Annotated in this window: 20 protein-coding genes; 6 read left to right on the forward strand and 14 right to left on the reverse strand. The window is 70.6% G+C overall.

Features of this window, described 5'->3' with window-relative positions:
- The first annotated feature begins 115 nt into the window (after positions 1-115).
- The gene (locus tag AB0O76_RS02970; protein ID WP_365484627.1) at positions 116-1,267 is read left to right on the forward strand and encodes a hypothetical protein; all 1,152 of its coding nucleotides are present in this window, start codon (positions 116-118) and stop codon (positions 1,265-1,267) included.
- Between the two features lie 56 nt (positions 1,268-1,323).
- Complete coding sequence (locus AB0O76_RS02975; protein WP_365484630.1) at positions 1,324-1,494, forward strand: hypothetical protein; 171 nt, start codon at positions 1,324-1,326, stop codon at positions 1,492-1,494.
- A 50-nt stretch (positions 1,495-1,544) separates the two neighbouring features.
- On the opposite strand, the gene AB0O76_RS02980 is transcribed toward AB0O76_RS02975, so the two are convergent.
- From AB0O76_RS02980 to AB0O76_RS02990, 3 genes are all read right to left on the reverse strand, one after another.
- Positions 1,545-2,492: a 3-oxoacyl-ACP reductase gene (locus tag AB0O76_RS02980; protein ID WP_365485516.1), complete on the reverse strand. Its 948-nt coding sequence runs from the start codon at positions 2,490-2,492 to the stop codon at positions 1,545-1,547.
- Positions 2,493-2,545: 53 nt separating this feature from the next.
- The gene (locus AB0O76_RS02985) at positions 2,546-3,622 is read right to left on the reverse strand and encodes a Zn-dependent alcohol dehydrogenase (protein WP_365484633.1); all 1,077 of its coding nucleotides are present in this window, start codon (positions 3,620-3,622) and stop codon (positions 2,546-2,548) included.
- A 62-nt stretch (positions 3,623-3,684) separates the two neighbouring features.
- A complete protein-coding gene (locus AB0O76_RS02990) occupies positions 3,685-4,539 on the reverse strand; it encodes a MaoC/PaaZ C-terminal domain-containing protein (protein WP_365484636.1) in 855 nt (284 codons plus the stop codon).
- A gap of 469 nt (positions 4,540-5,008) precedes the next feature.
- Between AB0O76_RS02990 and AB0O76_RS02995 the strand changes: the two genes are divergently transcribed.
- Positions 5,009-6,172 (forward strand): sensor histidine kinase, encoded by a 1,164-nt coding sequence (locus AB0O76_RS02995; protein ID WP_365485518.1) that lies wholly within the window; start codon positions 5,009-5,011, stop codon positions 6,170-6,172.
- A 47-nt stretch (positions 6,173-6,219) separates the two neighbouring features.
- Here the strand turns inward: AB0O76_RS02995 and AB0O76_RS03000 are convergent, their stop codons facing one another.
- On the reverse strand, positions 6,220-6,840 hold the full coding sequence (locus tag AB0O76_RS03000) for a hypothetical protein (protein ID WP_365484639.1): 621 nt from the start codon (positions 6,838-6,840) through the stop codon (positions 6,220-6,222).
- Between the two features lie 201 nt (positions 6,841-7,041).
- On the opposite strand from AB0O76_RS03000, the gene AB0O76_RS03005 reads away from it, so the two are divergent.
- On the forward strand, positions 7,042-7,674 hold the full coding sequence (locus tag AB0O76_RS03005) for a response regulator transcription factor (RefSeq protein WP_365485520.1): 633 nt from the start codon (positions 7,042-7,044) through the stop codon (positions 7,672-7,674).
- A gap of 208 nt (positions 7,675-7,882) precedes the next feature.
- Here the strand turns inward: AB0O76_RS03005 and AB0O76_RS03010 are convergent, their stop codons facing one another.
- The 5 genes from AB0O76_RS03010 to AB0O76_RS03030 all read right to left on the reverse strand — a co-directional run bounded on the left by AB0O76_RS03010 (position 7,883) and on the right by AB0O76_RS03030 (position 14,268).
- A complete protein-coding gene (locus AB0O76_RS03010) occupies positions 7,883-8,692 on the reverse strand; it encodes a hypothetical protein (RefSeq protein ID WP_365484642.1) in 810 nt (269 codons plus the stop codon).
- Complete coding sequence (locus AB0O76_RS03015; protein ID WP_365484644.1) at positions 8,692-9,228, reverse strand: SigE family RNA polymerase sigma factor; 537 nt, start codon at positions 9,226-9,228, stop codon at positions 8,692-8,694. The genes AB0O76_RS03010 and AB0O76_RS03015 overlap by 1 nt, the downstream gene beginning before the upstream one ends.
- Before the next feature lie 48 nt (positions 9,229-9,276).
- Positions 9,277-10,740 (reverse strand): MFS transporter, encoded by a 1,464-nt coding sequence (locus tag AB0O76_RS03020; RefSeq protein WP_365484648.1) that lies wholly within the window; start codon positions 10,738-10,740, stop codon positions 9,277-9,279.
- 165 nt (positions 10,741-10,905) lie between these two features.
- Complete coding sequence (locus tag AB0O76_RS03025) at positions 10,906-12,093, reverse strand: lipid-transfer protein (RefSeq protein WP_365484651.1); 1,188 nt, start codon at positions 12,091-12,093, stop codon at positions 10,906-10,908.
- Between the two features lie 9 nt (positions 12,094-12,102).
- Positions 12,103-14,268, reverse strand: a complete 2,166-nt coding sequence (locus tag AB0O76_RS03030) for an acyl-CoA dehydrogenase (RefSeq protein ID WP_365484654.1) — start codon at positions 14,266-14,268, stop codon at positions 12,103-12,105.
- Between the two features lie 263 nt (positions 14,269-14,531).
- On the opposite strand from AB0O76_RS03030, the gene AB0O76_RS03035 reads away from it, so the two are divergent.
- Positions 14,532-16,271 carry an MFS transporter gene (locus AB0O76_RS03035; protein ID WP_365484657.1) on the forward strand — a complete coding sequence of 580 codons (1,740 nt, stop codon included), beginning with the start codon at positions 14,532-14,534 and terminating at the stop codon, positions 16,269-16,271.
- A 1,082-nt stretch (positions 16,272-17,353) separates the two neighbouring features.
- Here the strand turns inward: AB0O76_RS03035 and AB0O76_RS03040 are convergent.
- From AB0O76_RS03040 to AB0O76_RS03055, 4 genes are all read right to left on the reverse strand, one after another.
- A complete protein-coding gene (locus tag AB0O76_RS03040) occupies positions 17,354-18,364 on the reverse strand; it encodes an LLM class F420-dependent oxidoreductase (RefSeq protein ID WP_365484659.1) in 1,011 nt (336 codons plus the stop codon).
- Between the two features lie 115 nt (positions 18,365-18,479).
- Entirely contained in the window at positions 18,480-19,322 is an 843-nt protein-coding gene (locus AB0O76_RS03045) for a hypothetical protein (protein WP_365484661.1), read from the reverse strand.
- Positions 19,323-19,481: 159 nt separating this feature from the next.
- Entirely contained in the window at positions 19,482-20,489 is a 1,008-nt protein-coding gene (locus tag AB0O76_RS03050; protein ID WP_365484664.1) for an N-acetylmuramoyl-L-alanine amidase, read from the reverse strand.
- A gap of 22 nt (positions 20,490-20,511) precedes the next feature.
- A complete protein-coding gene (locus AB0O76_RS03055; RefSeq protein ID WP_365484667.1) occupies positions 20,512-21,168 on the reverse strand; it encodes a class I SAM-dependent methyltransferase in 657 nt (218 codons plus the stop codon).
- A gap of 145 nt (positions 21,169-21,313) precedes the next feature.
- Between AB0O76_RS03055 and AB0O76_RS03060 the strand changes: the two genes are divergently transcribed.
- Positions 21,314-21,958 (forward strand): CatB-related O-acetyltransferase, encoded by a 645-nt coding sequence (locus AB0O76_RS03060; RefSeq protein ID WP_365484670.1) that lies wholly within the window; start codon positions 21,314-21,316, stop codon positions 21,956-21,958.
- Between the two features lie 29 nt (positions 21,959-21,987).
- On the opposite strand, the gene AB0O76_RS03065 is transcribed toward AB0O76_RS03060, so the two are convergent.
- Positions 21,988-22,536: a hypothetical protein gene (locus AB0O76_RS03065; RefSeq protein WP_365484672.1), complete on the reverse strand. Its 549-nt coding sequence runs from the start codon at positions 22,534-22,536 to the stop codon at positions 21,988-21,990.
- Positions 22,537-22,574 lie beyond the last annotated feature (38 nt).

Genomic DNA, 22,574 nt, shown 5'->3' on the forward strand with positions numbered 1-22,574 from the left:
CCCCCGCACTCTCAGGCGAATCGGGACATCGCCACCCTTCTGTGTGAAGCGGGCGGCCACAGGTGCCACGGCAGTGCGTGCGAAAACTAGCTTCGTGGGCCGGAGGTCCCCCCACATGACAGCGCCCACGATTGAGCCACAGCCGATGACCGCGCCGACGTCCGTGCCGCCGCCCCCCGCACCGGCTTCACCGCCCAAGTCCGTGCCCGTGCCGCCCCCGGCACCCGTGATGATCACCGCCGACGGTGCGTACGCCGCGCGCCTCACCCACGACGGCGGCTCCTGGTTCCCCGAGCGCTGGACCCTCGACTCCCCCGAGCCGTACGCGGTATCGCTGCCCGGCAGCCAGCCCGAGGAGCCCGGCACGGAGGTCCTGCCGATGGCCGACGGACGTGTCCTCATCCACCGCGTGGTGGACGGCAGGCACGCGTTCGCGCTGCTGTACCCGACGGGTCCCGCGACGGGCGAGGTCCCGCTCGGCGCCGTCGACTGCGGCAAGTCCCGGCTGAGCCTGCTGCCACCGCCGCCGGGCGGCAGGTGCGCGTACGCGGTCGCCGTGGGCGAGAGTTCGACGGCCCTGTGGCTGGTGGCGGGCGGCGCCTTCGGGCCCGAGCACCTCGCGGAGATCCCCGGCCGCTGTTCGGGCGGCGTCTGGCTTGACGCCGAGGGACGGATCCTGGCCCTGGACCGGGAGTTGGACGGCCGGATCAAGGCGGTGGCGGTCGACCTGGAGCGGTCCTGCGAGGTGTCGCCCCTCCTCCAGATCGCCGAGGAGAGCGACGACCGGGTGCTGCTCGCGGACGCCGACAGCGGGCTGCTCCTGGTCCGTTCGGACGCTCCGGGCCACGACCGGCTCGGCTGGGGGGTGCTGGGCGGTACGCGCCCGGTGCGTTTCCCCGAGTGCCTGCGCCTGCCGGACCGTGCCGCTTACGCGATGACTCCCTTCGCGATCCAGCCGGGGCAGACGCTGATGCCGGAGAGCTGTGCGGTGGCGCTGCGGATCGACGGGGCGGCGGGGAGCTGGCTCGGCATGTGGCGTCCCGCCGAGCGGAGACTTCATCAACTGGCAGCGCCTGACGGATGGTTGGCCGGTGCGGGGCGCTGGACACGGGATGGCGTCCTGCGTCTTCCGTACGCGACAGGGGCCGTGCCCTGTGGCGTGGCCGAGGTGGAACCTCCCGCTCCGGAGGGGCCTCCCGTGCCGGTGACCACGCGGCCCGTTCCGTTGCAGCAGGCGCCTCTCACCGGGCGTGCGGGCGTTGGTTAGACTCGCCCGGCTGTACCGAACGATCTTCTTTACCGTTTTACGGGGTGAGTGTGTTGATGACGACAGAGATCAGTACGGAGACAGAGCAGGTCCCGGACCCGCGGGTGGCGCCGCCGCCGGCGGCGGCAGCCTCTGCCGGTCCCGGCAGGCACCGGGGGCCGGTGGCCGCGCAGGACGCGGAGACGGCTCCGCGGGGGCGGCACCGCCGCCAGGGCGAAGAGAGCTGATCCTTTCTGGAAACCTGGCTGCTGCGGTTCTGGGGCGGAGTTGGGGAGGATTACCCCCGCTTCAGCCCCAGCACCTCCGCCGCGGCAAACGTCTCCCCCTCCGGCCTCCCCGCGTAATAGGGGGACAGCGCCTCGTCCAACTCCTCGTATGTGAACGCTTCTTTCGCCGTATCGAACTTCGCGGCCACCTTCGGGCGTTCGACCACGGCCACCATCCCGCCATGGACGACGAGCAACTGCCCGTTCACCGCGGCAGCCGCAGGCGAGGCCAAGTAGCCCACCAGTGGAGCCACATGCTCCGGAGCGAGCGCGTCCAGTTCACCGGCCCCCGGCTCCTGGAAGCCCGCGAACACGTCCTCCGTCATCCGCGTCCGCGCCCGCGGACAGATGACGTTCGCCGTCACTCCGTACTTGCCGAGCGCCAGCGCGCTCGACGTGGTGAGACCGACGATGCCGCCCTTCGCCGCCGCGTAGTTCGGCTGTCCTGCCGACCCGGCGAGGAACGCCTCCGACGAGGTGTTGACGATCCGGCCGTACACCGGCTCCCCCGCCGCCTTGGACCGCTCACGCCAGTGGACGGACGCGAAGTGGGTCGTGTTGAAGTGGCCCTTGAGGTGGACGCGGATGACGGAGTCCCATTCGCCCTCGCTCATCGAGAAGATCATCCGGTCCCGCAGAATGCCCGCGTTGTTGACCAGGATGTCCAGCTTGCCGTACGTGTCGATCGCCAACTGGACGAGCCCGCACGCCTGTTCGTGATCCGCTACATCACCCAGGTGCGCGACCGCCTGCCCGCCCGCGGCACGGATCTCCGCTGCGACCTCCTCAGCCGGTGTCGCCGAGGCCTCGCCCGAGCCGTCACGGCCGGGCTGCCCGAAGTCGTTGACGACCACGCTCGCGCCGAGCCGGGCGAGTTCGAGGGCTTCGGCGCGACCGAGGCCCCGGCCCGCCCCCGTGACGATCGCGGACAGGCCCTCGAGCGGCAGTGACGGTGACAGTGACATCAGCGATCAAAGTCCTTTCAGAAGCTGGGAGTTCAGAGCTGGGGAGTTCAGATTTCGATGCAGGTCCGCAGCGCGACGCCCGTACGCATCTGGTCCAACGCCTCGTTGATCTCGGGCAGTTGCACCCGGTGCGTGATGAGGCTCTCCAGGTCGATGCGGCCCGCGCGCCACAGGGCGATGGCCCGCTCGTAGGAGGTGAGGACGTCGCCGCCGCCGTACATGGACGGCAGGATCTTCTTCTCGTCGAAGAACAGCTCGAACATGTTGAGCTGGAGGAAGTCGTCGAGGGCGCCCGCTCCCACGATGCACAGCGTGCCGCCGCGCCGCGTCGTCTCGTACGCCGTGCGGGCCGTGGCGGACTTGCCGACCACCTCGAAGACGTAGTCGAAGCCCTCGCCCGCGGTCACCCGCTGCTTGGCGTCGGCGAGTTCGTCCGGGGACACCGCCTCCGTCGCGCCGAACCTCAGCGCGGCCTCTCGGCGCGATGCCACCGGGTCCACGGCGATGATCTGTGCCGCCCCCTTGAGCCGCGCGCCCTGGATCGCGGAGATACCGACGCCGCCGCAGCCGATCACGGCGACCGATGAACCGGCGGCCACATCGGCGGTGTTGATGGCCGCGCCGAGCCCCGTCGTCACGCCGCAGCCGATCAGCGCCGCGATGTCGAACGGGACGTCGTCCGGGATCGGCACGGCGCAGCCCGCGTCGACCACGACCTCCTCGGTGAAGGTCCCCGTACCCGCGAAGCCGAAGACGTCCCCGCCGGGCCGCTTGAAGTTGGGCGTGCCCGCGTTCATGAATCCGGCCAGGCACAGCTGGGCCTGGCCGCGCTTGCAGGCGGGACAGGTGCCGCACGCGGGCAGCCAGCACAGCAGCACCCGGTCGCCCTGGGAGAGCCCGGTCACGCCGTCGCCCACGTCGATGATCTCGCCCGCGCCCTCGTGGCCGGGGATGAACGGCGCGGGCTGCGGCAGTACGCCGTTCATCGCCGATACGTCGGAGTGGCACAGGCCGGTGGCCCGCACCCGGATCTTCACCTTGCCCGGGCCGAAGCCCGTCGCCTCGACGTCGTCGAGGACCTCCAGCTTGTCCTGGCCTATCTCGTGCAGTACGGCTGCGCGCATGGTGCGGCTCCCCTCACTGACTGGTCACGGACTGACTGCTCACGCATGGTCGACCTGACTGCTCACGCATGGTCGACGACGGTGTCGGCGAGCACCGGCGCGTCGTCCCGCTCGGCCGCCGTCACGGTCGCCTGGACGCGCCCCTCGGTGCGCCACATCCGGATTCGCAGGGTCTCCCCGGGGAAGACGACACCGGTGAAGCGCGTGCTGTACCCGCGCACCCGCGACACATCGCCGTCGAGCAGCGTGTCCACGACGGCCTTGAGCGTCATTCCGTAGGTGCACAGGCCGTGCAGGATCGGCCGGTCGAAGCCCGCGAGCTTGGCGAACTCGGGGTCGGCGTGCAGCGGGTTCCAGTCGCCGGAGAGGCGGTAGAGCAGCGCCTGCTCCTCGCGTACGGGGCGCTCGACGGTCCGGTCGGGCTCGCCTTCGGGGGCCGGGACGCGGGCGGAGGGGCCGCGGTCGCCGCCGAATCCGCCTTCGCCGCGTACGAAGATCTGGGCGTCGCTCGTCCACAACGGGCCCTCGGCGTCGGCCACTTCGGAGCGCAGGACGAGGACGGCGGCCTTGCCCTTGTCGTACACGGCGGCGACCTTGGAGGTGGCCGTGGCGCTGCCCTTGACCGGGATCGGGCGGTGCAGGGTGATGGTCTGGCCGCCGTGCAGGACGGCGGCGAGGTTCACCTCGATGCCGGGGGCGGAGAGGCCGCCCATCATGCCCATGCCCGCCCCCGCGACGGTCGCGAAGCTGGGCAGGACGTGCAGCCTGGACTCCAGGGTGTAGCGCAGCTCGTCGGGGTCGGTGGCGGGGACGCCGGCCCCCAGACCCAGGTGGTAGAGCTGGATGTCCTTGTGGTCCCAGGCGATATCGGCCGACCTGGGCTCCGCGGCTACGGCCTTCGCGGCGTCGATGGGCATGTGTGGCAGCTCCTTGGGAGGAGGGCAGAGACCTCGGCGCGGCCGTCCGCACCGTCGGCCGCACCGAGGTCGTAACGGGGCCGGAGAGCCGGTCGTCGACAGGCCCGTTCTAGAACGCGTTCCAGTCCGGCGACCCCATGTATAGCCCAGCACCCAGGACTTGTGAAGACTCCTGACGTCACGTCAGATTCGGGGATTGGGGCGCGGCCCGACGAGCCGTGACATTTGTACCGGCCGAGTCCGTACAACCGCATCTGCCGCCGCCCCACCCCGGATTCGTAGCGTCGGAGTCATGACGAAGACCTCAGAAGCCCCGGCGCCGATCACCCGGTCGCCGGTGTCCGGTTCGTACGCTGTGGCCATGTCAGCGATGTCCGGGAAGAGCGCCCCGCCGCGGGACTCCCGGCGCCGGGACTTCCGGCGCCGCCTCACCTGCTGGAGGGCCGGCGTGCGGGCGCAGCTCTCCGAGATGCGGGCCAAGGAGAAGTCCGGGCGGCGCGACCCCACCGATCTGGGGCCGCCCAACGGCTTCGCGATGCTGCCCTGGCTCCTGATGGGCATGGGCTCCTTCTCCAACGTCATCCAGGGCAAGACCGGCAACCCCTGGATCGGTGGCCTCGGCCTGCTGGCCTTCAACTCCCTCTACATCAGCGTGGTGTTCCGGGCCTTCCACAAGCAGGCCAGGGAAGCGCGCGTGACGAAGTACAGCCTGCTCGCGCTGACCGCGGTGACCTTCGCCCTCGCCATCGGCTACGGCGGCAGCTGGCTGATGTTCTTCCCGCTCCTGGGTCTGGCGACCGGGGCGGTCCTGCGCGGAAGGCAGCTCGCTCCCGCCGGTATCGCCCTGAGCATCGCCGCGGCGGTGGTCGGCGGTCTTCGGGACGGCTGGGACGCCGCGGGCATCTCCTACGGCACGTTCATCTCCGTCATGGTGACCGGGGCGATCCTCGCTCTCTCTGAGACGGTCAAGGAACTGCGCTCCACCCGTGAGGAGTTGGCCCGCAGCGCCGTCGAGAAGGAGCGGCTTCGCTTCTCCCGCGATCTGCACGATCTGCTCGGCCACACCCTCTCGGTGATCGTCGTGAAGGCGGAGGCCACCCGGCGCCTGGCCCCGCGCGACCTGGACGCGGCCCTCGGCCAGGTCTCCGACATCGAGTCCGTCGGCCGCCAGGCCCTGACCGAGATCCGCGAGGCGGTCACCGGCTACCGCGAGGGCAGCCTCGCCACGGAGCTCGACCGGGCCCGCGATCTCCTGGAGGCGGCGGGCATCGAGGCGGTCGTCCGCCAGTCGGGGCCGCCGCTCACCCCGCAGACGGCGGCGCTGCTCGGCTGGGTGGTCCGCGAGTCCGCCACCAATGCCGTACGCCATTCCAGGGCGACTCGGTGCGAGATCGAGGTCACGGGCACCTCCGAAGAGACGCGCCTGGTGATCACGGACGACGGCCGCGGCGAAGGCTCGGGAACGCCCGGCAGCGGCCTGAAGGGCCTCACCGAACGCCTCGCGACAGCGGGCGGCTCCCTCACGTCGGGCCCGGCACCCCGCCCCGGATTCCGCGTCACGGCAGTGCTGCCGGTCACTGAGACCGGTCCGGTCGTCGCCCCCGACTCCGTCCCGGTCGACGGCCGAGGATGAGTGACCCCTTGGACCCACGTGCGACCGGGCACGGAATCAGCGCAGGGTCACAGGAACTTCGTGCACGCACGGTCCTCGTCGCCCTTGTTCCGGACACAGCCCATGACCGGGTAGTTCTCGGAGAGCATCGGTGTGTGGAGAGCGTCGACCATGTTCGATGATCCGCCCATCCTGAGTTTCTCCGGGATGGACAAACCCTTGCTCGTGCCATCGACCGTCCCCCACTTGCGATCCTTCTCCGGAGCCTCGACGCCCTGTCTTTGCGGAACCACGTAGAACGTCAGGCGAGCCTCCCCCTCCGTGAGTACGACCCACTTCGCATGGCACGCCTTCGACCGGAACACCTGCACCGTGCCGGCGCCCTTCTTGGTGGCGGACTTGCCGAGCGGCTCACCGTCCCGCCCGCACCCCTGCGCGTAGGGATCCGCACTGACCGGCTTGACACCGGCGGCACGCTCGGCCACCACCGCCTTTGCGTCGTCTCCCTTGCTGCTGCCGTCGCCGCTCCCCGCGACGGTGATGGCCGCTACGGCAATGCTGGCTGCGGCGGTGATCAGAGAGACCACGACGGTCGGATCGAATCGTCTCCGGTGCGGGCTCTGAGCCACATCGCCGGGAGGTTCCTCGGGGTCGGGAGCGCTGGTGGACGGCATCGCCGGATCTGTCATAGGGACACCCTGTGGTCGGGGACTTTCGCTGCCCCGGGACTCTGCCACGCGGGCGCTGAGCGGATTCGGCGTGTACGGGGAGGTTCGCCACTTGGTGTGATGGTCGCTCTCCCGCCTTGACCTGCCTTGCCCATACGACGGGCCCGCGAACTCCACGAGGTCCGGTGCACGTCCCGGCCGTACCCTGACCCCGTGGACGAGATGCCCCGAGAACGCCGCCCCGCAAAGTCCGTAAGAGTCCTCCTGGCCGAGGACCAGGGCATGATGCGGGGCGCGCTCGCCCTGCTGCTCGGTATGGAGGAGGACATCGAGGTCGTCGCGCAGGTCGGCGCGGGTGACGAGATCGTGGACGCCGCGCTCACCGCGCGCCCCGACGTGGCGCTGCTCGACATCGAACTGCCGGGCCGCAGCGGTCTGGAGGCCGCGGCCGACCTGCGCGAGGAGTGCCCCGACTGCCGGGTCCTCATCCTCACCACCTTCGGCAGGCCCGGCTATCTGCGCCGCGCCATGGAGGCGGGAGCGGTCGGCTTCCTGGTCAAGGACGGGCCGGTCGAGGACCTGGCCGAGGCGATCCGCCAGGCGCTGCGGGGCGAGACGGTCATCGATCCGGCGCTCGCCGCGGCAGCGCTGAGTGCGGGGCCGAGTCCGCTGACCGCCCGCGAGGCGGACGTACTGAAGGCCTCGGTGGACGGTGCCACGGTCGCCGACATCGCGGGCAAGCTGCATCTGTCGGAGTCGACCGTGCGGAACTATCTGTCGGCGGCGATCGGCAAGACGGGGACGCGGAACCGGATGGAGGCGGTGCGGGAGGCTCGACAGCAGGGGTGGCTGTGACTGGCCCCTGGGCCTCTGGGGTGCGGGCTCACCTCCAGGGTGGGCTGGCCTCCGGCGGTTCTTTCCCCAACCCCACCCCTTCCCGAAAACCCGCTGGCGCGGGGGCCTTGCGTACCGTCATCACCGGCTCCGCCGAGTTCGTCCTCAAACTCCCCCAAGCTCTTAAGGAGCAGGGGGACCCCCTCGACGGGCTGAAAGTTGCCGAGCGTCAGTTCTCCTGCACCACCTCCACCTTCCCCTCCCCGTCATACAGGCGCACCCCCTTCAGCTTGCCGTCCGGGCCCGGGTCTCCCTCCAGGCGTGTGAACCACAGGTAGGCGGAGCCCGCCGCCCTGATCAGCTCCGGTTCGGACGTGCCGTTCTCGTACTCGAACTCGACTCGCTTCGTCTTCGGGCCCACGTGACCGATGGTCAGCTTCTTGCCCTTCACCTCGAACTCCACAGAGGAGAAGCTCAAGCCGTCGTCACCGCCGGGCTCCTTGTCCTGGAGGCCGAAGGAGGCAACCCGCTGCTTCTGCTTGCCGTCGGGGCGCACCGTGATCGCGTACCAGAGCCGGTCGAAGTCCGGGACCGGGTCGGTCGACCGCTCGTCCCACACGCCCGCCTTGAGCATCGCCCTCTTCTGGCCGCGTGCCTCCGCCTCATTGCGCGGGGCGCCCCATACCTGGAGCTCCACCTGGGTCACCGGGTTACCCGTCTCGTCGAAGTCCTGGGTCAGCGGGGTGAACTGCGGCGTGTAGACATGCCGTTCCCACGCGCTGCCGCCCTCCGATGCCACCTGCGTCCGGTCCCTGCCGTCCACCACGGCCAGCGCCAGCGAAGCCGTAGAGCCGACGATCGCCACGGCCGCCACCGCACCGACCACCCAGCGGCGCGCCTTCCTGCGCCGTCCGCCGCGCAGCACCGCCTGGTACGGGGCCGTGCCGATCTCGACCTCGTCCGCCACGGCCGCGAGGCGGTGGGCGATGTCACTGTGCGCGGCGGCGTCGTGCTGCGCCGGATCCTGGTCCCTGGTCATCAGTTCTCCCCTCGGCTTCCGACCTTCTCGGTCAGTGTGGGTATGGCGCGCAGCTTGGCGATCCCCTTGGCGGCGTTGCTCTTCACGGTCCCCACCGAGCAGCCCATGGCCTCGGCGGTCTGGGTCTCGCTCAGGTCCTCCCAGTAGCGCAGGACGACCGCTTCGCGCTGGCGCACGGGCAGTTGGGCGAGGGCGCGCAGCAGGGCCGCCCGGTCGTCCGCCTGTGCCATGCGGTCACTGCGCTCGGCCGTGTCGAGCACCGGGGCCGAGTCCTGCAGCGACAGGAACTCCTTGAGTTTTCGCCGGTGTCTGCGCGCATGGGTGTTGATCATGATCCGGCGCACATATGCGTCCGGATCACCTGCCGCGCTCACCTTGCGCCAGGACACATAGGTCCGCTCCAAGGACGACTGCACCAGGTCCTCTGCCGCGTGCTGCTGGCCCGTCAGAAGAAAGGCCGTGCGCATCAGCTGAGACCAGCGGTTGGTGACGAAGCCCTGAAAGTCTCCGTCCAAGGCCTGCTTTCGCTCCCCCATGAATACCTCCTTGCACATTGGAGTCCATGAGGGCCACGAACCGTTGCCTCAGTCTTTGGAAAGCCCCTTGGAAGGCCCCTCGGAGACCCGCTGCCTCGGCATCCACAGAAGCAGCACCACCACCCCCGCGAGCAGGATGAACCCGCTGGTGCGGAACGCCATCGCGTACCCATCCGTCAGTGCCTGCCGCGACGTCGAGCCGTCCATCTGCGCGGCCGCCACCGTGGAGAGCACCGCGAGGCCGAGCGCGCCGCCCATCGTGCGGGAGGTGTTGATCAGGCCCGAGACGAGTCCCGCGTCGCCCGGCTGCGCGCCGGACGTGGCGAGCGAGGCGAGCGGTGTCGCGGCCAGGCCCGCGCCGAGCATCATCACGATGCCGGGCAGCATGATCGAGGTGACGTACGAGCCGTCGACGGTCATCGTCGACTGCCAGCCGAAGCCCGCGGCGGCCACCACTATGCCGAGCACGGACACGTTCTTCGCGCCGAGCACCGGCATCATGCGCGGCGCCAGCATCGAGCCGATGACGATGGTGAGGGAGGACGGGATGAGGGCGAGGCCCGCCTTCAGCGGGGAGTAGCCGAGGACGTTCTGGGCGTACAGCGTCATGAACATCCACATGGCGAACATGCCGCCGCCGCACACGAACATCGCGGCGTTCGCGGCCGACACCGACCGCACCCGGAACAGCTTGAGCGGCATCAGCGGCACCTTCGTGCGCGACTCCACCACGAGGAAGGCCGCGAGCAGCGCGAGCCCTGCCGCCAGCGGGACCAGGGTCGCCGCTGCCGTCCAGCCCTTCTCCTCGGTCTGCACGATGCCGTACGCGAGGGTGGCGAGCCCGGCCGTCACGAGGACCGCGCCCGGCACGTCGAGGCGGCGCGCCTGCCCGGCCCTGGACTCGGTGAGCCAGGCCATGCCCGCGACGATCACGAGGGCGCCGATCGGCACATTGATCAGGAGCACCCAGCGCCAGGAGAGCAGGTCGGTGAGGACCCCGCCGACCAGGCCGCCGGCCGCGCCGCCGCCCGCGCCCACCGCCGACCAGATGCCGATCGCCCGTATCCGCGCCGGGCCTTCGGGCACCGCCGATGTCAGGATCGTCAGGGTGGACGGGGCGAGGATCGCGGCGCCCAGGCCCTGCACGGCCCGCGCCGCGAGGAGCTGCCACTCTTCCTGTGCGAGGCCGCCGCCGAGCGAGGCCGCGGTGAACAGGCCGAGCCCGACGAGGAACATCCGCTTGCGCCCGAAGAGGTCACCGGCCCGGCCGCCGAGCAGCATGAACCCCGCGAAGGCTATGGAGTAGGCGTTGACGACCCACTGGAGTCCGATCGCGCTCATGCCGAGGTCGGCCCGCATCGACGGCAGCGCGGTGTTCACCACCGACACGTCGAGGACGACGAGGAACTGGCCCGCGCAGGCGGCGAGAAGGACCGCCCACACCGGTGCGGACTTCTTCGGCGGGGCGGTGTCGGCGTCGGTCGCGTAAGTGGTGTCGGGCGTCTTGACCATGACAGGCATCCTCTCAAGCGCCGGGCGCCGCGTGCATCGGAAATTCGCTGCACGGGTCCTCGGACAAGAGGACTAGGTCTTTCTACGCCGTCTTCCTACTCCGTCTTCCTACGACCACTGCTTCCTACGACCGCCGCTCCCTACGACCAGCGCTTCCTACGACCACTACCGCCGCAGCAACGTCACCACCGCCGCGCCGCCGAGCCCGATGTTGTGCGCCAGACCCACCCGCGCGCCCGCCACCTGACGCTCATCGGCCTGCCCCCTCAACTGCCAGGTGAGTTCCGCGACTTGGGCGATGCCCGTCGCGCCGAGCGGATGCCCCTTGGAGATCAGTCCGCCCGACGGGTTCACGACCCAGCGGCCTCCGTACGTGGTCGCGCCACTCTCGACGAGCTTGCCGGACTCCCCCGCCGCACACATGCCCAGCGCCTCGTACGTAAGAAGCTCATTGATCGAGAAGCAGTCGTGCAGCTCGATCACGTCGACGTCCTCGATGCCGATGCCCGCCTTGTCGTACGCATCGCGCGCGGCCGCCCGCGACATCGGCTGCCCCACGACGTCGATGCACGACCCCGAGTCGAAGGACTCCCCCGTGTCGGTGGTCATCGCCTGCCCGGCGATCTCCACGGCCCGGTCCTGGAGTCGGTGCCGCTCCACGAACCGCTCGGATGCGACCACGGCCGCCGCCGAACCGTCCGACGTCGGCGAGCACTGCAGCTTGGTGAGCGGATGGTGGATCGTCTTGGCGGCGAGGATCTCGTCGACCGTGTACGCGTCCTGGAACTGGGCGTACGGATTGTTCACCGAGTGCCGGTGGTTCTTGGCGCCGACCGCCGCGAGCTGCGCGACCGTCGTGCCGTACCTCTCCATGTGCTCGCGGGCCGCGTTGCCGAAGATCTGAGCGGTGGGCGGAGTCATCTCGAAGCCGTGCCGCGCCGCCATCACGCCGTAATGACGGGCGACGGGCGATGTCTCGAAGTCGCCGCCATCGCTCCCTCCCCCCAACGCACCGCGCGCCATCTTCTCGAATCCGAGCGCAAGGACGCAGTCGTTGATGCCGCCCTCGACGAACTGCCGCGCCATCATGAGCGCCGTCGACGCCGTCGCGCAGTTGTTGTTGACGTTGTAGACGGGGACGCCGGTCAGGCCCAGTTCGTAGGCGGCGCGCTGGCCGGCCGTCGAGGCCTGGAAGCAGTACCCGACGGGGACCTGCTCCACTTCCTCGTACGAGATCCCGGCGTCGTCAAGGGCCTTGGTGCCTGCCTCCTTCGCCATGTCCCAGTACTGCCAGTCCCGCGTCTCGGGCTTCTCGAACTTGGTCATGCCGACGCCGACGATGTACGCCTTCATGTCTTCCTCTCAGTCACGCGGTAGGCCGAGCAGCCGCTCGGCGACGACGTTGAGCTGCACCTGCGTGGTCCCGCCCGCGATGGTCAGGCAGCGCGACATCAGGAAGCCGTGCAGCGCCCGCTCCCCGGCCCCCTCCCGCAACGCGCCCGCCGGGCCGAGGAGTTCGAGCGCGAGCTCGGCCACCTTCTGCTGATGCGGGGTCTGCACCAGCTTGCGGATGGAGGCACCGGCCCCCGGTTCCGCGCCCGCCACCTGCCGCATCGTGGTGCGCAGGCCGATGCAGGCGAGCGCGTGCGCCTCGGCGGCGAGCGCGCCGATCCGCGCGCGGTGCGCCCCGTCGAGCTCACCGGCGCGCGCGATGAGCGCTTCGAGCCCCGTGTCGAAGGTCAACTGGTCGGCCATGTGGACGCGTTCGTTTCCCAGCGTGTGGCGGGCGACGCGCCAGCCGTCGTTCACCTCGCCGACGACCGCGTCGGCGGGCAGCAGGACGTCGTCGAAGTAGACCTCGTTGAAGAGGGAGTCCCCGGTGATCTCCTTGAGCGGGCGGATGTCGACGCCCTTGGCCCGCTTCATGTCGATGAGGAAGTACGTAAGTCCCTTGTGCTTGGGGGCTTCGGGGTCCGTGCGGGCGAGCAGGATCCCGAAGTCCGCCCACTGCGCGGCGCTCGTCCACACCTTCTGGCCGTTGATCAGCCAGCCGTCGTCGACGCGCTCGGCCCGCGTCCGCAGCGCGGCCAGGTCGGAGCCCGCCTCCGGCTCGCTGAACAGCTGGCACCAGAGCAGCTCGCCCCGCAGCGTCGGCGGCAGATACTGCTCCCGCTGCTCCTGAGTCCCGTACGCGATGAGCGAGGGCACCACCCAGGTGGCGATGCCCAGCTCGCTAAGCCGGACCCCGGCGTCCGTCAACTCCTGCTGGACGGCGAGCTGTTGCACCGGTCCCGCGCCCAGGCCGTACGGCTCGGGCAGGTGCGGCGCCGCGTAGCCGGTCGGCGCGAGGGCCTTGCGGGCGGCCGCCGGGTCGAGTCCGCGCGCCGGGGCGACGGCCTCGCGCGCCCGCTCCCGGTACGCCGCGGCCTCGGCCGGCAGCTCGGTCCGCAGCTCCCGCCGCGCACCGCCCTCCGCGAGGCGCACCGCCCGCAGCCGGTGGGTGTCGCCCGTACCGAGCAGCTGGCGTGCCACGACCGCGCGGCGCAGATACAGATGGGCGTCGTGCTCCCAGGTGAAGCCGATGCCCCCGAGGATCTGGACGCAGTCCTTGGCGCAGGAGTAGGCGGCGTCCAGGGCCGTCCCGGCGGCGAGCGCGGAGACAAGCCCCCGCACGTCCTCATCCGGCTCGCCGCCCGCCCGCGCCGCGTCCCACACCAGGGCTCGCGCCTGCTCGACCCGCACCAGCATGTCGGCGCAGAGGTGCTTGACGGCCTGGAACTGCCCGATCGGCCGCCCGAACTGCTCGCGCACCTTGGCGTACTCGGTGGCGGTCTCCAGGGCCCACGCCGCGACCCCGCACGCGTCGGCCGCGTACACGACACACGCCAGGTCCCGCACGAGCGCCGATCCGACGTCGAGCACCCGCCCCGCGGGGACCTCGACGCCGTCCGCGGCCACCTCGGCGGTGGGCCGCGTCGGATCGGCACTCTCCTGGGTACGCACGTTCAGCGCGGCCGCGTCGACAGCGAACCACCGTGTTCCGCCCGCCGATTCGGCGGCCAGGATCAGCAAGTCGGCGTCGGCACCGCCGAGCACCGGCGGCGCCGTCCCGTCCAGGACGTACCCGTCGGGCAAGGACACCGCGGTCAGCGTGCCCGGGCCCGGTGCGACGGCCCCGATCCGCGCGCCGGACGCAAGCTCTGCGGCCAGCTCCCTGACGCCCGCCCGATGCAGAACGACGGAGGCGAGGGCGCTGGCGAGATAGGGCCCCGGCAGCGCGGCGCGGCCCGCCTCCTCCAGGACCACGGCGAGGTCGTCGAGCCCGCCGCCCCCGCCTCCGTACTCCTCGGGCAGATGCACCGCGAGCAGCCCCTGCTCCGCGAGCCCGTCCCAGTAGGCGGGCCTGCCCCCTGTGCCCGGCGGGGCGTCGAGCAGTTTGCGTATCTCCTCGGGCGGCACGGCGCGGGTGATCCAGCCGCGCGCCGCGTCCGCCAACTCCCGCTGTTCCTGCGTGATTCCGATCCCCATGCGCGTCCTCGCCGGTAGCAGCTTCCGGGACGGCGCCAGAGTAGAACACGTTCCAATCCAACGGAAGGTGCAATCTGACGGAAGGTCAGATGCGGGCACGCTTGACCGGCACCCGAGGACCCCGCTTAACCGACTGGTTAACAACGGGTCAAGACTTCCCCTCGTACGACATTCATCGGAATAGTCGCCCCAGGAAACAGGTTCGTCCTGCACGTACCCCTGCCACAGCGCACAACCCGCACGTCCCCCGGAGGCCCCACCCCATGACGCAGTCGACGCCCCGGCAACGCGGCACCCGCGGAGTCGTCCCCGTACTCGCCTTCGCAGGCATCGTCGTCGCGGTGATGCAGACGCTCCTGGTGCCGGTCATCAAGGACCTGCCCGCCCTGCTGAGCACCACCCCGTCGAACGCCACCTGGGTCATGACATCGACCCTGCTCGCCGGCGCCGTCTCGACCCCCATCATGGGCCGCCTCGGTGACCTCTACGGCAAGCGCCGCATGCTCCTGACGAGCCTGGCCGTGATGGTCGTGGGCTCCCTGATCTGCGGCTTCACCGACGACCTGGTCATCATGATCATCGGCCGTGCCCTCCAGGGCTTCGCGATGGGCGCCATCCCGCTCGGCATCGGCCTGATGCGCGACGAGCTGCCCCGCGAGAAGCTCGGCTCCGCCATGGCCCTGATGAGCTCCTCCATCGGCGTCGGCGGCGGCCTCGCCCTGCCGGTCGCCGCGCTGACCGCGCAGCACACCGACTGGCACGCCCTGTTCTTCGGCGCCGCGGGCCTTGGCGTCGCCTCGATGCTCCTCACCCTCCTCTTCGTGCCCGAGAGCAATGTGAAGGCCGAGGGCACCTTCGACGTGCTCGGCGCGATCGGCCTCTCCGCAGGCCTGGTCCTCTTCCTCCTGCCCATCACCAAGGGCAGCGACTGGGGCTGGTCGTCGGGCACGACGCTCGGCCTGTTCGGCGCGGCGGCGGTCGTCCTGGTCCTGTGGGGCGTGATGGAACTGCGCCTGAAGGCCCCGCTGGTGGACCTGCGCACGACGGCCCGGCGCGAGGTGCTCCTGACCAACCTGGCGTCGATCATGGTCGGTGTCGCCTTCTACGCGATCTCCCTCGTCCTCCCGCAGCTGCTCCAACTGCCCGTGTCGACCGGCTACGGCCTCGGCCAGTCCATGGTCGTCGCGGGCCTGTGCGTGGCGCCGCTGGGCCTGACGATGATGTTCACGGCCCCGGTCTACGCCCGCCTGTCGGCGAAGTACGGCCCGAAGGTGACCCTCATCCTCGGCATGCTGATCATCGCGATCGGCTACGGGGCGGGCCTCGGCCTGATGAGCGCGGCCTGGCAGACGATCGTGATCTCGGTGGTCGTCGGCGCGGGCATCGGCCTCGCGTACTCCTCGCTGCCGGCGCTGATCATCGGCGCGGTCGACCCGTCCGAAACAGGCGCGGCGAACGGCCTGAACACCCTGATGCGCTCGATCGGTACGTCGGTGTCGAGTGCCGTCATCGGCATGGTCCTCGCGAACACGGCGAACCACGTGGGCGGTGTCGCGGTCCCCACGATGGAGGGCTTCCGCACCTCGTTCCTCATCGCCACGGGCGCGGTCGGGCTCGGCCTGCTGCTCGCCCTCTTCCTCCCCTCCGCGCGCCGCTCTTCCGCCAAGCCGCAGCTGCGGGCGAGCAGCGAGGAGGACGCGAATCTGCGGGCCGCGGAGGAAGCGCTGACCGGCTTCCACGGCCGGGTCCTGAGCCCCGCCGGTGCGCCGGTGGCCCGCGCCAAGGTCACGCTGATCGACCGCCGGGGGCGGCAGGCGGGCGCGGCGCTGACGGACGAGAGCGGCCGCTACTCGCTCTCCGTCCCGTCGGACGGCTCCTACGTCCTCGCGGCGACGGCGGCGGGGCATGCGCCGCTGGCCTCGGCGGCGGCGTATCAGGGGGATGACCGGGCTGCGGTGGAGGTGGACCTGCTGCTGCCGGGCGGGAGTGAGGTGCGGGCGTAGGGGTGCTGTTGGCTGGGCCAGCATCGAGTTGGTGCCGGGGCCGCCCGGTTGTCCCGAGAGTGGCGGTTCCGGGCCGGGTGTAAAGGGCGCTCCGCTGCGCTGCGCGTCGGCTGCGCCGATTCCGCTTCGCTCCACCCCTGACACCCACCCCTCCACCGCGAGAAGCAAGATGACCGGGCGGCCCTGGAAGCGGGGCTCACGGGGACCACCCGGCGGGCCACCCGGCTTCGCGGCCGGGTGCGGACCAGTTCGGAGCAGCGCGCCGCATCGCTGGAGGGGTGCGCGATCCGCTCGGGGATGGGTCCCGGTCTCGTCAAGCGTCCGACGACCGGATCTCCCCGGCTGGCCGCACGGTCAGGGGCACGCAGCCGCTTCGGGGATGGGTCCAGGTTTCGTCAAGCGAGTGCGGACCGGATCTTCCGGGGTGGCCGTCGCGGGCACGGTACGCGAAGGACGCGTTCAGGTGTGGGTTCGGGGGCGCGGGAAGTGCCGTGCCCCTGCCGCGACTGACAGTCCGGCGGGATCGGGCTCGATCGGGCGGGGGCGGCGCGGGTGTGGGCTGGGGGTGGGGACCTACTTTGGGAAAGTTGTGTTCTGGCACAAGGGGGGCGCGCGGAATTCGAAACGCAACTTTGCCGAAGTAGGTCCCCCACACCCCCCAGCTGGCCAGTCCCGGGGATCAACTGGCCACCAGAAACAGCGAGTTGTACCCCCCCCACCCGGCACCCGCCCCGGAAGATCCGGTCGGCGGACGCTTGACGAAGCCGGGACCCATCCCCGAGCCGACCGCGCACCCCTCCCACCCCTCCAGCCGGCGGCACGCTGCACGAACAAGTCCGCACCCGGCGCTCAAGCCGGATGACCCATCCCCCAGTCCCGTGAGCCCCGCTTCGTGGCCGCCCGGTCAAATCGCTCCTCGCGGTGGAGGGCTGGGTGTCAAGGGTGAAGCGAAGCGCAATCGGCGCAGCCGACGCGCAGCGCAGCGGAGCGCCCTTGACTCCCGGCCCGGAACCGCCACTCTCGGGACAACCGGGCGGCCCCGGCACCAATGAACCGCCGGTGCGCAAAGCTTCCGCCGCCCCCTAGCCGTTCAACTCCGCCAGCACCCGCAACGTATGCCGATCCGGCGCCAGGACAAGCAGATCCGTCACCGGCCCCTTCCGCCACAGCGCCAGCCGCTCAGCGACCCGCTCCCGCGGCCCCACCAACGAAATCTCATCGGCGAACGCATCCGGCACGGCAAGGACCGCCTCCTCCCTGCGCCCCGCCAGAAACAGGTCCTGGATCCGCCGGGCCTCCTCCTCGAACCCCATCCGTGCCATCAGCTCCGCGTGGAAGTTCCGTGCGGATGGCCCCATCCCCCCGATGTAGAAGCCGAGCATCGCCTTCACCGGCAGCAGGCCTTCCGCCACGTCGTCGCACACTTTCGCCCGCGCCATCGGCGCGACCATGAAGTCGTCCCGAGCCCCCGCCAGCGACGCCTCGTACACATCCGTCCGCATCGGCGACCAGTACAGCGGCAGCCACCCGTCCGCGATGCGCGCCGTCTGGGCGATGTTCTTGGGCCCCTCCGCGCCCAGGAGCACCGGCAGATCGGCCCGCAGGGGATGCGTGATCGGCTTCAGGGGTTTGCCGAGGCCCGTCCCGTCCTCCCCCTGGTAGGGGTGCGCATGGAAGCGGCCGTCCAGGGCCACCGGCCCCTCCCGCCGCAGGACTTGGCGGATGACGTCCACGTACTCCCGCGTCGCCGTCAGCGGCGACTTCGGGAACGGACGCCCGTACCACCCCTCCACCACCTGCGGCCCCGAGAGCCCGAGCCCGAGCATCATCCGGCCGCCGGACAGGTGGTCGAGGGTCAGTGCATGCATGGCGGTCGTCACCGGCGACCGCGCCGCCATCTGCGCAACAGCCGTACCCAGCTTGATCCGTGAGGTCCGCGCCGCGATCCAGGTCAGCGGCGTGAACGCGTCCGAGCCCCAGGCCTCGGCGGTCCACACGGAGTCGTAGCCGAGCCGCTCGGCCTCCTGGGCGAGTGCGACGTGATCCGAGTCGGGGCCGCGCCCCCAGTAGCCGAGTGCGAGTCCGAGCCGCATGCCCCGATCCTTCCTGACAACTGACGAGCCGTCAGCTCCTTGTCGGGTGGCGACTGTACGACAACGGCCCCCCGCCCGGAAGGGCGAGGGGCCGTCGCACTGCGACTTGCGTGGATCAGCCGCGCTGGATCCCGGTGATGTCCTGCAGGACGCCACGACGGCCGTCCTGCGTCTGGGCCACCAGGCCGGGGCCGCGCTGCTCGACGGCCAAGTACCAGGTGCCGGGCGCCAGTTCGGCGATCGGCGTCGGCGAGCCGTCCTCCGCGTACAGCGGACGCGGAGCCGGTACGGCGAACCAGAACGGCGAGAAGTCACCGGCGGGCTGCGCCTGCGCGGGCGGCGGCGTCTGCTGCTGCGGCTGCGCACCATAGGGCTGCTGCCCCTGCTGCGGCTGGGCGCCGTAGGGCTGACCCTGCTGCGGCTGACCCTGAGCACCGGGGTACCCGTAACCACCCTGCGGCTGGCCGCCGTAGGGCTGGGGGGCGGCCGGGCGCGGGGCGCCGACGAGGGAGGCCTTGAAGGCGGGGATCGTCAGCGCGAGGACCGCGCCGGCAGCCATGATCAGGGTGGCGATCAGGGAGAGGATGGTGCCGATACCGGCGTCGAAGCCGCTGTCACCGCCCTGGCCCATGTTGTCGAAGCCGCTGGCCGGGTCGAAGACCTGACCGAGGGCGCTCCATGCGGCCGCGACGGTGAAGGCGACACCGAAGTGTCCGAGGTCGAGGCCGAGCACCTTCGGGGGCGTCGGCAGGCCGCGCGAGACGACGATGCAGACGGCGCCGATGAGCCCGGCCAGGGTGACACCGAGCAGGAACGGTCCACTGTTCCAGGCGTTCGGGATATCGGCGGAGTCTGAGATGCCTTCGATGTCCCAGATTTCCAGGAACGAGGCGATGAACAGCAACACCGCTGCTCCGATCACCACGCCGTCGCCTCGAGTGAGAGAGCGGATATTCACTTCAGGTCCTTCGTAAGTCGTCTCGTCGGTGGAGGCGTCGCTGGCGCCCCAGGGATGCGGCGCAAAGCGCGGGGGTGGCCCCCCATCGTACGGAGGACATTATCGTCCGCACGGGTGGGGTGTCTGCTCGGGATAAAGACCGACCCCCAGACCCCCGCGCTACCCGCGCAAGAAGCTCACGATTCCCTCAGAGATCCCCTGCGCCGCCTTCTGCCGCCACGCGCCGCTGGTCAGCAGCGCCTCGTCCTTTGCGTCCCGCATATTGCCGCACTCGATGAACACTTTGGGAACGGTCGACAGGTTGAGGCCGCCCAGATCCTTGCGTACGTCGAGTCCCGTGCCGTCGCCGATGTAGTTGGAGGGAGCACTGCCCGTCGCGCTCACGAACTTGCCCGCGATGCGTTCGCCGAGGTCGCGGGAGGGGGCCACGATCTTGGTGGTGTCCGCGGCGCCCGACTTCACCAATGCGGGAAGGATCACATGGAAGCCGCGGTTGCCCGCCGCCGAGCCGTCGGCGTGGACGGAGACGACGGCGTCCGCGTGGGCCTCGTTGCCGATGCGGGCACGCTCGTCGACACAGGGGCCCCAGGGGCGGTCGGCGTCCTGGGTGAACTTGACCGTGGCGCCCTGCTTCTCAAGGAGGGTGCGCAGGCGGTGCGAGACGTCGAGGGTGAACTGGGCCTCGGTGTAGCCGTTGTTGGTCGACGTGCCCGTGGTGTCGCATTCCTTGCGGTTCGTCCCGATGTTCACCAGGCGGTTGATCTCCGCCGTGTGCTTGACGTTGCCCGGATTGTGGCCGGGGTCGATGACGACGACCTTGCCCTTGAGGGGGCCGGAGGCGGCGGGACGGCCGCCGTCCGTCTTCGACGGCTTCTCCGGCTTGGAAGTGCTCGGGGCGTCGCTCTCCTTGCCGTCGTCCTTCTCCCCCTTGTCGTCCTTGCCGGACGTTGACGGGGAGGCCCCGGCGGACGACGAGCCCTGCGCCGACTGGCTCGACGCGGGGAGGGTTCTGGGCGGCTCGCTGCCGCCTGGGCCGCTCGTCGCCTCGTAAATGAGCCACCCGGCGAGACAGGTCGGCACCAGCGCGGCGAGCGTCACGGTGAGCGGGCCGCCGCTGAAACGGCGGGGCGGGCGTGGGGGATGACTGTCCGGACCTACGTACGACACGACTGCGACTCTAACGGTGGGGTCAGATCCCCGCTCCCGTTCGTCGCAGGACGCGCAGCGAGTCCGTTGCCGAGACCTCGGTGAACGCGCCGGACTCCAGTGCCCTGAGGTAGACGCGGTACGGGGCCTGGCCGGTCATGATGTCCACCGGGTCCGGGAAGACGTCGTGGATCAGGAGGAGGCCGCCCCGCGCGACGTGCGGCGCCCAGCCCTCGTAGTCGGCCGTCGCGTGCTCGTCCGTGTGGCCGCCGTCGATGAAGACCAGGCCGAGCGGCCCGCCCCACGCCTTCGCCACCTGCGGCGAGCGCCCCACGATTGCGATCACGTGCTCCTCCAGGCCCGCTTGGTGCAGCGTGCGGCGGAAGGTCGGGAGCGTGTCCATCTGCCCCACCTCGGGGTCGACCGTCTCCGGGTCGTGGTACTCCCAGCCCGGCTGCTGCTCCTCGCTGCCCCGGTGGTGGTCGACCGTGATCGCCGTGACGCCCGCCTCGCGTGCGGCGTCCGCGAGCAGGATCGTGGAGCGGCCGCAGTACGTCCCGACCTCCAGGAGCGGAAGGCCGAGCGCCGCAGCCTCGGTCGCCGCCGCGTACAGGGCGAGGCCCTCGTCGGCCGGCATGAAGCCCTTGGCCGCCTCGAAGGCGGCCAGAATCTCCGGCTTGGGCTGCGCGGCGGCGGCCATGGGGTTCCTCCGGGTCGTGAAGGTCGCAAGGGGCGTACAGGTCGTAAATGCGGTGGGGTTCATCTGGGGGCCGCCCTATGCTGCCGCATGGCCCGGCCGTTCAGGGAGGCGGGGCCGTTCACCAGGAGCGGAAGGCAGCGCACCCATGAATCTCGTACCGGCCGATCCAACAGTGCTGCACCCGTTCCCGGACCAGCCTCGTGTCGTGCTTCTGAAGCCGCTGGTGAAGTCTGAGTTGATCGAGGTCGGTGAGTACTCGTACTACGACGACCCGGAGCACGCCACCGAGTTCGAGACGCGCAACGTGCTCTACCACTACGGGCCGGAGAAGCTCCGCATCGGAAAGTTCTGCGCGTTCGGGACGGGGGTGCGCTTCATCATGAATGGCGCCAACCACCGGATGGACGGGCCATCCACCTTCCCCTTTCCCATCATGGGCGGCGCCTGGTCCGAGCACTTCGATCTGATCAGCGGGCTGCCGGGGCGGGGTGACACCGTCGTAGGCCATGACGTCTGGTTCGGGTACGACGTGATGGTGATGCCCGGCGTGCGCATCGGGCACGGGGCGGTGATCGCTTCCGGGTCTGTGGTCGTGGACGACGTTCCCGACTACGGGGTGGTCGGGGGCAATCCCGCCAAGCTGATTCGTACGCGATACAGCGAGTCGGAGGTGGAGCGGCTGCTCGCGGTGGCGTGGTGGGACTGGCCCGCGGAGCACCTCACGGAGCATGTCCGGACCGTCATGTCCGGCACGATCGATGATCTGGAGAAGGCCGCGCCGCGGGACTAGTCGCCGCGCGGGATGAGCGGCTCTTGTTTTCAGCCCCTCGCCAGCTCCGCCGCCGACGGCACCCGGTTGGTGACCTCGGCGCCGGCGCCCTTGCCCGCGTCCTTCACCGAGTTGATGACCCCGTCGAAGGAGTTCACCACCGACTCCGTCGATTCGCCCTTGCGGAGCTTCGACGGGAGGTCCTTCAGGGCGTCGATCCCGGCCGTGAGCGGCGCCACCGCCCGCGCCAGCGTCGGGTCGCCCTGCGCGTTCTTCGTCGCCGCCTTCAGGCGGTTGTAGGCGAGGGTGCCTGCCAGGCCCGCCTTGACCAGGGCCATTTTGCGGCCGTCCGCGCCGCTCTTGAACTTCCCCGCGCGGAATGGTTTGACGATCCACTGGTATGTCGCCCCTGCGGCGATCCCCGCGTTCGCGACGAACCGCGTCTTCGCGAACTTCTGCCGTTCCGCCGAGCTTGTACCGGACGGCGTCGCCGACGCGTCCTCGTCATCGCCGCCGCACGCCGTGACGCCCGCGAGCAAGGTGCAGCAGAGCAGAGGGGCGACGACGGAGCGGCATACGGCGGCGGACGACGGGGACAAGGGGGGACCTCCCGGGGCGACGGCTCTTCCCGGCAGCC

Origin of the sequence: Streptomyces sp. NPDC086554 (assembly GCF_040686095.1) — a bacterium.
Lineage (GTDB): Bacteria > Actinomycetota > Actinomycetes > Streptomycetales > Streptomycetaceae > Streptomyces.